The sequence below is a fragment of the Paenibacillus sp. EPM92 genome (assembly GCF_016586185.1).
In the GTDB taxonomy this organism is placed as follows: domain Bacteria; phylum Bacillota; class Bacilli; order Paenibacillales; family NBRC-103111; genus Paenibacillus_G; species Paenibacillus_G validus.
Map to the genome: position 1 here is coordinate 40,868 of NZ_BCPS01000107.1, position 9,670 is coordinate 50,537.

At 56.6% G+C, this 9,670-nt stretch carries 9 protein-coding genes; 3 read left to right on the forward strand and 6 right to left on the reverse strand.

Translation table 11 applies throughout. The annotated features are described in order from the left end of the window. Positions 1-150: 150 nt before the first annotated feature. From JMF85_RS26730 to JMF85_RS26740, 3 genes are read right to left on the reverse strand one after another with little or no spacing between them, the layout of a single operon-like run. Positions 151-1,149, reverse strand: coding sequence for a substrate-binding domain-containing protein (locus JMF85_RS26730; protein WP_054797886.1), 999 nt, complete (start codon positions 1,147-1,149; stop codon positions 151-153). Then, entirely contained in the window at positions 1,146-2,924 is a 1,779-nt protein-coding gene (locus JMF85_RS26735; protein WP_155614466.1) for a histidine kinase, read from the reverse strand. The genes JMF85_RS26730 and JMF85_RS26735 overlap by 4 nt, the downstream gene beginning before the upstream one ends. After that, positions 2,921-4,570 (reverse strand): response regulator transcription factor, encoded by a 1,650-nt coding sequence (locus tag JMF85_RS26740; RefSeq protein ID WP_201319293.1) that lies wholly within the window; start codon positions 4,568-4,570, stop codon positions 2,921-2,923. The genes JMF85_RS26735 and JMF85_RS26740 overlap by 4 nt, the downstream gene beginning before the upstream one ends. A 234-nt stretch (positions 4,571-4,804) precedes the next feature. On the opposite strand from JMF85_RS26740, the gene JMF85_RS26745 reads away from it, so the two are divergent. The 3 genes from JMF85_RS26745 to JMF85_RS26755 all read left to right on the forward strand — a co-directional run bounded on the left by JMF85_RS26745 (position 4,805) and on the right by JMF85_RS26755 (position 7,830). Beyond that, positions 4,805-5,635 carry an undecaprenyl-diphosphate phosphatase gene (locus tag JMF85_RS26745; protein ID WP_201319294.1) on the forward strand — a complete coding sequence of 277 codons (831 nt, stop codon included), beginning with the start codon at positions 4,805-4,807 and terminating at the stop codon, positions 5,633-5,635. Positions 5,636-5,825: 190 nt separating this feature from the next. Beyond that, complete coding sequence (gene trxB / locus JMF85_RS26750) at positions 5,826-6,773, forward strand: thioredoxin-disulfide reductase (protein ID WP_127607907.1); 948 nt, start codon at positions 5,826-5,828, stop codon at positions 6,771-6,773. A gap of 184 nt (positions 6,774-6,957) precedes the next feature. After that, the gene (locus tag JMF85_RS26755; RefSeq protein WP_127607906.1) at positions 6,958-7,830 is read left to right on the forward strand and encodes an SDR family oxidoreductase; all 873 of its coding nucleotides are present in this window, start codon (positions 6,958-6,960) and stop codon (positions 7,828-7,830) included. Positions 7,831-7,898: 68 nt separating this feature from the next. On the opposite strand, the gene JMF85_RS26760 is transcribed toward JMF85_RS26755, so the two are convergent. The 3 genes from JMF85_RS26760 to JMF85_RS26770 all read right to left on the reverse strand — a co-directional run. Then, complete coding sequence (locus JMF85_RS26760; RefSeq protein ID WP_127607905.1) at positions 7,899-8,192, reverse strand: Dabb family protein; 294 nt, start codon at positions 8,190-8,192, stop codon at positions 7,899-7,901. Between the two features lie 179 nt (positions 8,193-8,371). Next, the gene (locus tag JMF85_RS26765) at positions 8,372-8,779 is read right to left on the reverse strand and encodes an SRPBCC family protein (RefSeq protein WP_127607904.1); all 408 of its coding nucleotides are present in this window, start codon (positions 8,777-8,779) and stop codon (positions 8,372-8,374) included. A gap of 45 nt (positions 8,780-8,824) precedes the next feature. Further along, positions 8,825-9,670: beta/alpha barrel domain-containing protein (locus tag JMF85_RS26770; RefSeq protein ID WP_483874227.1), on the reverse strand; the 846-nt coding region annotated here is incomplete at its 5' end.

The following is a 9,670-nucleotide window of genomic DNA, read 5'->3' on the forward strand; positions in this document are numbered from 1 at the left end:
CTATCGAAATTCTCATATGTTGATCTCGGGGGATGACACTGCCCGGGCCATAGGGAGATAAAAAAGACAACGTCACAGACCAGTCTCCCCAGTCCGTAACGCTGTCGTTTCACTTTCAAGCTTTCAATTCAAACGGTCGTTACAACCAAGTTACTTCACAAACGGGAACAGCAGCTTCTGATTATCCGACCAGAACATGTTGTTCTGGTCAATGACCGTCGTGCCTGTGTCGTAACGAGCAGGCACCTTCTTGCTCCCGCCGAGCAAGTCGACCGCATACTTGACGCCCAGATAGCCCATGCTAAACGGATTCTGGATGATCGTCGCCTGAATGACGCCCTCCTGGAGGTATTCGATATCCTCCAGGGTGCTGTCGAACGTGACGACCTTGACCTTACCCTGCAGCCCGAGCCGCTCGATCTCCTCGGCGACGCCGATCGAGGACACGGCGTGCAGCGCCACGATCCCGTCGACCGGCTCGGCGGATTGCACGAGCTGCCGGGCATGCTCGCCGCACAACCGCTGATCGGAGTAGCAATACGTCTTATCGGCGATCCGGATATCCGGATGCTGCGCCAGCGACTCCAGCACGCCGCGTTCGCGCTCGGCCGCATTCCTTGCGTCCGGCTTGTAGCTGACGAGCGCCACGCGGCCCTTCCCGCCGAGCAGCTCGGCCAGCTTTTTCCCCGCTTTGCGGCCTGCTTCGTAGTGGTTGATGCCGATGAACGCCTCCGTCTTACCGGTCTCAACCTCCGTGTCGATCGCGATGACCGGCATCCGCTGCGCAGCGGCGCGTTTCACGGGCTCTGCCAGGGCGGCGCCGTCGTTAGCCGCAAGCACGAGCGCGTCGCGTTTGAAGTTAATCGCTTCTTCCACGTACTTCACCTGCCCCGCCACGTCTTCCTCTTGCACCGGGGCCTCGACAATCAGCTCGACATTGAACTCTTTGGCGGCCGCTTCCGCCCCCGTGCGCACCGTTCGCCAGAAGTCGCTGTGCTGCGTCTTGAGCACCAGCGCCACTTGCTTCTTCGCCTCCGCGATATGCGGCTGCGTCGTCTCTTTGCTGCAGGAAGCGAGCAGCAGCGTCATGACGGCCAGCGTCAGCGCCGCCGTCCACCAGCGCCAACGCAGCTTCTTGCTCCGGTTCATACGCCCGCCCCCTCTCGCCCCGAGTCGAACGGGATCCACAGTGTGACCGTCGTTCCGACCTCCAGCTTGCTCTCGATCTCCAGACCGTAGCTTTCGCCAAAATGCAGCCGGATCCGCTCATGCACGTTCTTTACCCCGACGCCCGAGCCCTCATCGCTCCTGGCATCGCCGGAGAGCAGCCGCTCCAGCTTGTCCGGCGGAATGCCCGGCCCGTTATCGCGGACCTGAAGCCGTACCCGGCTGCCAAGCCGTTCCGCGGCGATCTCGATCAGCCCGTCGTCGACCATAATCTCCATGGCATGGTAGATGGCGTTCTCGACAATCGGCTGCAGGATAAGCTTCAGCGTCGGGACGGCCAACACCTCGTCGTCCGCCTCGATCACGAAGTCGAACTTGCGCTTGTAGCGCATTTTCTGAATGATAAGGTAATGGCGCACATGCTCCAGCTCATCCTGCACGGGAATAATATGCTTGCCCTTGCTGAGACTGATTCGGAAAAACTTGGACAAAGACGTAATCATCGTGATCACTTCTTCGCTCTTGCCGCTGCCTGCCATGCGCACAACCGAATTCAATGTATTATAGAGGAAATGCGGGTTAATCTGGGCTTGCAGCACCTCAAGCTCCCCCTTGCGCTTCGCTTCCTGCTCGTGGATGATTTGACCCATCAGCTCGCGAATGCGTACCACCATGAAATTAAAGCGGCGCGACAAGCGGCCGACCTCGTCCTCGCCCTGCACCTCCAGATGAATGTCGAAGTCCCCCTGCTCGACCTTGCGCATCGAACGTTCCAGCCGCTTGATCGGCATCGAGATGCGGGCCGACATGAAGGCCGAAATGAGCAGCACGAACACGATAACGAACAGCAGCAGCCACGAAATGAACGTGCCGATCTCTTTGCGCGTCGTCACGATTTCGTCCATATACGAGACGCCGATAATTTTCCAGCCGATGTTGTTTACCGTCTTGATGGTAATGAGACGCTTCTCGCCGCTGGAGGAATCGACATAGTTGCCGAACGTATACTTGAGCGCCTGCTCCACGTTCTCGTACTTCAACCCGGCGTAGATCAGCTGCTGCTGCGGGTGGTATACGATATTGCCCGCCGAATCGTCAATGATGTACACGTATCCTTTCTTGCCCAGGCTGACGCGGCGCAGCAAGTCGTCGATGGTCCGAAAGTTGACGTCCACCAGCAGCACGGCGTTATACGTGCGGCCCTCGCGGTTGATCTTGATGCCTTTGCTCATCGACACGACCCATTTGTATTCGCCTTTATACAAGTTCTGTACGTGCGGGAGCGAGAAGGTCAGGTGGTTCGGGTTTTCCAGCGCCGCCCGAAACCAGCTTTGCTCGGTCAACCGGGTATTGGCGCGCATCGGCGCGGCGGGCAGGCCGTTAATCAACGTCCCATCCTCGCCGAACAAGCCCATCGACACGACATCGCTGCGCGTTTCGAGAATCGTGCCGATCTGCTCCAGCAGCCGTTCGTTCGACACGGCGTCGCCGGCTCGAACCTTACTATCGACCTTCTCGAACACCTGCGCCATATTTTGCAAATAAATCTCGAGATTATATTTGACCTGCTCCACAATCTGCTCATTGCTGAGGAACGCGTTCTGTTCGGCCGTCCCGGAAAACTTGTTGTACAGAATGCCGCTGACGACGATCATCACGAGCAGCGTAATCAGCGTGAACGAAGCCGTGATGATGAACTGGATGCTCTTGCCCCTCCACGTATCGAGCAGCTTGCGCCGCCAGCGTCCGGCTTTCATGAAGCGCCCTCCGACGAGGCGCCGCGGTATTCCTTCGGCGAAACCCCGACGTGCTTGCGGAAGCTGAAGCTGAAATAGTTCGGCTCCGTATAGCCGACCTTCTCGGCGATTTCGAATGCCTTCAGATCGGTCGTGCGCAGCAGCTCCTTGGCCGCCTCCATGCGAATGTGCATCAGGTAGGCGCCGAACGTCATTTTCGCTTCTTTCTTGAAAATGCTGCTGAAGTAGCCTGCGCTAATATGCAGATGGCCGCACACCTTGTTAATGGAAATGTCGCTTTCGTGAAAGTGGTTCAACGTATATTCCTTCGCCTGATCGACCAGCGACTTGTACGTGCACTGCCGGTCGGATGCTATGGCCTGCATGAGGCGCGTGCACAGCCCGACGACCCAGCTCTTCGCTTCCTGCAGCTCGGCGAACCGGTGCAGCTCCGCCAGTGGCATGAAGTCCGCTCCGAAGATCGCGTCGAGGTCCGCCCGCGCGTCTTTGGCCGCCTTCAGAATCGCCGTCAAGATTTCCATCAGGTAAATCTGGTAATCCTTCACCGACACCTGCAGATCGACGATGCCTTCGAACAGGCTGTCCACGGTTTCTTGCATTTCCTGCGTCGTCCCGACCTTCAGGCAGCGGATCAACGCGTGCTCCTTCAACTCGTCAAATCGCAGCTTTTCCACAAAACGAGTCTCCACGTCGTCGATGCTGATCAGCCGGTTGCCTCCGAGAATAAGCCGGTAGTCGAGCGCCAGCTCCGCATCCTGATGCGAGTAGGACAAATCGGTCACATCGCGGCAAACCGTACCGATGCCGATCGACACGGTAAATTTTAAATATTTTTCGATGCTTTGACGTACTTCTTCCATGATCGTAAGCGTTTTCTTTATAGCCGGTTCGTTGGCCTCGTCCCGGTGAATTGTAATCGCCACCAGCTGTCCGTTGTGCAAAAAGACGAGTCCGAGGTTGTGCTTGTCGGCAATTTCCTCCGTCACGTTCAGGGCAGCGAATGCTTTTAGCTCCATATCGTTGGAAAAACGCAGCGATTCGGCCGATTGTCCGGCCCCCGGCTCCTCTTCCCCCGGTTTATCGAGGCTGATGACCGAGACGACATACGCGTCGCCATCCAGCTCGATTTGATAGTTTCGGCACTTCTCCTCAATCTGGCGGCGCGGCAGCTTGCGCGTGACCAGCGATGACAGAAATACTTCGCGCAGTACCGGCAGGCTTTGACGGTAATGCTCCTGCAGCGTCAGCATGTTCTTCTTGCGCTCGGTCTCCTCATCGATCTGCTCCTTGATTTTGACCAGCACGTCGATCAGTTCCTGAGCAGAGAACGGCTTCAGCACATACTCGTCGATCTGCAGCTTAATCGCCTTCTGGGCATACTCGAACTCATCGAAGCCGGTGAGGATGATCACCTTCGTCGTCGGGTACCGCTCGCGAATCCATTCGGACAGCTGCAGGCCGTCCATGAACGGCATCTTGATATCCGTCACCACGACGTCCGGCACCCACCGTTCGATCAATTCCATCGCGTCCTTGCCGTTCTCCGCCGTGTCCGCCACCTCGAAGCCGTATCGCGCCCAGTCGATTTCCTGCACGATCCCTTCTCGGACGTCTTCTTCGTCTTCTGCCAAAATCAGCTTGTACATCGTCCGGTCCCCCATATCCTCACATTTGTGTAATCAATGTACCAGAAAAAAAAACCGTTTGGAAGTAGGAAACTGAAGGGGAAAGCCGCGGTTTGGACGTCTATGAAGAAGGCCGGCCGGCCCGGAACGCATAGCCGTTTCGCAAGAGGCATGCGGGACGGTTATCATGAGGTTTCGGACAAGGGCATAAATTGGATAAAAAGCATGATTTCATGTCGGGAGGAAACTACACTGTTGAACTTATGGGAAATTTTCGTTGCCGTCGTGCTAGGCATTGTAGAAGGGTTGACCGAGTTCGCTCCGATTTCGTCGACCGGGCATATGATCATCGTGGACGACCTGCTGTTCCGCTCGAAGGAGCTGTTCTCGCCCCCGGTGGCCAACACCTTCAAGGTCGTCATTCAGCTAGGCTCGATTATGGCCGTCGTTGTCGTATTTAAAGACCGATTCCTGAACCTGCTCGGATGGAAAAAAAATATAACGGTCGACCAAAGACTCGGCGATAGACTGAAGCTGGGACAGATCATCGTCGGACTGCTGCCTTTCGGCGTGCTCGGCCTGATTTTCGAGGATGTGATCGATACGTATTTGTTTTCGGTGCAGACCGTCATGATCGGCCTGATGGGCGGAGCCGTTCTGATGATAGCGGCGGACGGGTTCCGTCCTAAACGCCCGACCACGGAGACGGTCGATCAGATGAGCTACAAGCAAGCGTTGTACATGGGGCTGTTTCAATGCTTCGCGCTGTGTCCCGGCTTCTCGCGGATGGGTTCGACGCTCTCGGGCGGCGTGCTGCTCGGCATGAGCCATCGGGCGGCTTCCGATTTCTCCTTCATGATGGCCGTGCCGGTTATGATGGGGGCCAGCGCCGTATCGCTGTTGAAAAACTGGGAGTACATGACGGCGGGTGCGCTTCCGTTTTTCATAGCCGGATTTATGAGCGCCTTTCTGTTCGCCCTCGTGTCGATCCGTTTCTTTCTGAGAATCATTCAGCGGGTCAAGCTTGTGCCGTTCGCCATCTACCGCATCCTACTGGCAGCGCTCATCTGGTTACTTTATTTCTAGGGTCATGACGGCCAACGAAGCGCAAAGCGGCCGATCACTCGACACGAATGTGCAGGTTTCATTCAACTTCATCATTTCTTCATCAAACCCTCATGAAGCGATCATGACTTGACGATCCCCCGGGGGGTATAATGGTCGAAAAGATACACCAATGAACTGCAAGAATAGCAGAAGAGTGGAGGAACTCGTCATGCACAAAGCGATTATTATCGGTACTGGCCCTGCCGGCTTAACGGCGGCCATTTATTTGGCTCGTGCCAATTTAAATCCCCTTGTCATTGAAGGTCCCGAGCCGGGCGGTCAATTGACCACAACGACGGAAGTTGAAAATTTCCCGGGCTTTCCGGAAGGCATCATGGGCCCGGAACTGATGGCTAATATGCGTAAGCAAGCCGAACGGTTCGGCGCCGAATTCAAGACCGGCTGGGTGAACAGCGTCGACACGTCGCAGCGCCCCTTCAAGCTGAACGTTGAAGGCATGGGCGAACTGGTGGCGGAGAGCCTGATCATCTCCACCGGCGCATCGGCCAAGCTGCTCGGCATTACGAACGAGAAGGAAAGCATCGGTCGCGGCGTCAGCACGTGCGCCACTTGCGACGGCTTTTTCTTCCGCGGCAAAAAAATTATCGTGGTCGGCGGCGGCGACTCCGCCATGGAAGAAGCGAACTTCCTGACCCGTTTCGCGTCCGAAGTGACGCTGGTGCATCGCCGCAGCGAGCTGCGCGCGTCGAAGATCATGCAGGATCGCGCCAGAGAGAATAGCAAAATCAAATGGAGCTTGAACCGCACGCCGCTGGAAGTCATCTCCGGCGATAAAGGCGTCACCGGCCTTAAAGTGCTGAACAACGAAACCGGCGTCGAAGAAGTGATCGAAACCGACGGTATTTTCGTCGCAATCGGTCATAAGCCGAATACCGGCTTCCTCGCAGGTCAAATCAAAACCGACGAAGTCGGTTACATCCTCGTTAAGCCAGGCACGACGCAAACGAATGTCGAAGGCATTTTCGCCTGTGGCGACGTACAGGACAGCAAATACCGCCAAGCGATTACAGCAGCCGGCAGCGGTTGTATGGCGGCACTGGAGTGCGAGAAATTCCTCGAGGGCCATCTGGTTCACGATTATAGCCTCAGCTTGTAAAACCGAACAGTCCGTCCTCTTTGAAGAGGGCGGGCTGTTTTTTTGTATGCGCTGTGGGGTCAACAAAATCCCAGCATATCCAGACATATCGCGAGCTCCTGCATCATACAGAGAACTAAGCTGTATCTCTAACGGCTGGCGGGGTTGTTTCGGTATACACCATTTTCTGCAGGGGGTGCAGCGCATGTTCGATCGGGAATTATTGAAGAATAAGGTGGTTCTGATCACCGGAGGCGGTACCGGGCTTGGGCGGGCCATGGGGGAGAGATTCCTGGAACTAGGGGCGAAGCTCGCGATTACAAGCCGCCGCGAGGAAGTTTTGGCAAGAGCCGCTGCGGAGATGGGCGTCGGCGGGAAAGAGGTTTATTATAAAAGCTGTGACGTCAGAGATCCCCGTCAAATTGAAGAAATGGTAGATGCCGTAGAACGGCGCTTCGGGCGCATCGATGTTCTGATCAATAACGCGGCCGGAAATTTCGCCAGCCCTACGGAGCGGTTGTCCCCGCGTGCTGTGGATGCGGTATTGAACATTGTTCTGCACGGGACCTTCTACATGACGCTGGAGGTCGGAAAAAGGTGGATCGAGCAAGGAACGGGCGGCACGATGTTAAATATCGTCACTACGTATGCTTCCACCGGTTCAGGGTTTGTCGTTCCATCCGCAGCGGCTAAGGCAGGCGTACTGGCGATTACCCGCTCTCTTGCCGTGGAGTGGGCGCATCACGGAATCCGGCAAGCGGCCATTGCGCCGGGACTTTTCCCAACGGATGGAGCCGGGTCCAGACTTGCCCCTACGCCAGAGTTAGCCGAGAAGCTGGTTAACCGGGTGCCGCTGCGGCGGGTGGGCGATCAAGCGGAGCTGGCGAACTTGGCCGCTTATCTGATTTCCGATTATGCCGGTTATTTGAACGGCGAGGTCGTCACAATCGACGGCGGGGAGTGGCTGCAGGGAGCAGGTCAATTCAACGAGCTGCTTGACGTTACGGAAGAGCAGTGGATGCGTTTGGCCGAAATGACCCGTAAAGGCCAATCCTTCGCCCCCGGCCAAAATCAATGACACCGCAGAGTTCCGCCTTTCAAGCGAAAGAAGCCGGCTGCTCGCGGCAGCCGGCTTCTTTCGCATGTTTAAACTTCAATATCAACCACGATACTATCCACGCGTCCGACTTCCCGAATATAAGCGGCGACCGCTTGATGCTCCGGGTTCGGCCCATAGGCTTCGAGCGCGGCACGGTCTTCGAAGCGAACCGACAACACGACTTGATAGCCTTGATTTTTCTCCGAGAAATTCAGGCCTGCTTGAAGATCGACGATTCCCGTCAGATGACTCCGCAGCGCTTTGAACCGTTCCACAACCTCGGTCAACTGCTCCTGGGTCGTAGATTCACTGAATTTAACAAGTACAATATGATCGATCATGGAGTGCACAGGCCCCTTACATCATTGATTTTTCGTTCACTCTACTATATCATGTCCGGTTATCAAAACCAACCAAGCCTCATGACTCGCAGCTTGTATCAAGCCTGCGAGTCATGAGGATGTGCGGCGTTAGAAAGGTGGAGAGAGAAGGCGTTGGCGGTGCCTGCCAATGTTTCCTGTTACAGCAAACGTTCCAGCACGCCCTTCAAGGTCTGCAAATCGTTTTCCACCAAACGTATATCGGTTGTAAACTGCTCATCCGACATGCCGGGCTGCTGGAACACAGTAAACAAGACCTCGCACCCGGGCCCGTTGGGAATAACGCGCATCGGATTCAGAATCAGCTGTCCCGGCGCCGGGCTGACGTAATGATCCAACACGCCAAACTCGTTGCCCGGGACGAAACGAATCGTCATCGGGCCGTCCGGCGTTTCTGCGATCCACTCCTCCTCTGCCCGCCTTACCGACCGGCAAAATCCCGGAGCCCATTGCGGCAGATGCTCCGGGTTGGCTATAAATTCGTAAACCTCCCCGGGTCCTCGATCTACGGTAACGCTGATTGTTTTTGTTTTTTGAACAGAGGTCATCGGCACACGTTCCTTTCCAGGGGAAGGTCCACTTTCGGGGAAAACTTAATACCGGAACTTGGCGATCATCTCCATCTTCAGCTCCCACAGCTCCGTGCTGAGATCGACCGGGTACGCTTCCGGATGCAGCTTGCGCAAATATTCCGGCCAGAACAGCGCAAGCTGCTCTCGATGATAGCGGCGGATCTCACCCAGCGAGGGCAGCGCGTAGACCTGCTCGCCATTCACGAAGATGGGCTGCAGCAGCGGAATCGCCTCGTAATCGTCCAGATACTTGTAGATGTACGGATGCACCGGGTCGAACAGCTTGATGCGCTCGCCCTGCCGGACGTCCTGCTCATGCCGCAGCGCAATGTAGTCGGCCTCCGCTTTCCCCGTGCTTCTGTTGATCAGGCGGTACGCCTCCTTTAGGCCGGGGGTGGTCACCTTCTCCGGATTCCCGGAAATTTTGATGACGGGCACGAGCTCCCCATCGCGCTCCCGGGCGACCAGCTTATATACGCCGCCGAGCGACGGTTGATCGGCTGCCGTAATAAGCTGCGTGCCTACGCCCCACGTATCGATGCGGGCCCCCTGCGCTTTCAGGTTGAAGATGATGCTCTCGTCCAGGTCGTTGGACGCCACAATCCGGACGTAGGACAGTCCCGCTTCGTCCAGCATCTCCCGAGCCGTCTTCGATAAGTAGGCCAGGTCGCCGCTGTCCAGCCGGATCGCCTGCATCCGCTTGCCCTGCGCTTCAAGCGCCCGGGCTGTGCGGATCGCGTTCGGCACGCCGCTCTTCAACGTATCGTACGTATCGACGAGCAGCGTCACGTGATCGGGCAGCGCTTCAGCGAACTTGCGGAACGCTTCGTCCTCCGACTCGTGCCCCTGCACCCACGAATGCGCATG

Coding starts and splice junctions, on each gene's coding strand:
- JMF85_RS26730 (WP_054797886.1), bottom strand. CDS start 1,149: ATGAACCGGAGCAAGAAGCTGCGTTGGCGCTGGTGGACGGCGGCGCTG.
- JMF85_RS26735 (WP_155614466.1), bottom strand. CDS start 2,924: ATGAAAGCCGGACGCTGGCGGCGCAAGCTGCTCGATACGTGGAGGGGC.
- JMF85_RS26740 (WP_201319293.1), bottom strand. CDS start 4,570: ATGTACAAGCTGATTTTGGCAGAAGACGAAGAAGACGTCCGAGAAGGG.
- trxB (WP_127607907.1), top strand. CDS start 5,826: ATGCACAAAGCGATTATTATCGGTACTGGCCCTGCCGGCTTAACGGCG.
- JMF85_RS26755 (WP_127607906.1), top strand. CDS start 6,958: ATGTTCGATCGGGAATTATTGAAGAATAAGGTGGTTCTGATCACCGGA.
- JMF85_RS26760 (WP_127607905.1), bottom strand. CDS start 8,192: ATGATCGATCATATTGTACTTGTTAAATTCAGTGAATCTACGACCCAG.
- JMF85_RS26765 (WP_127607904.1), bottom strand. CDS start 8,779: ATGACCTCTGTTCAAAAAACAAAAACAATCAGCGTTACCGTAGATCGA.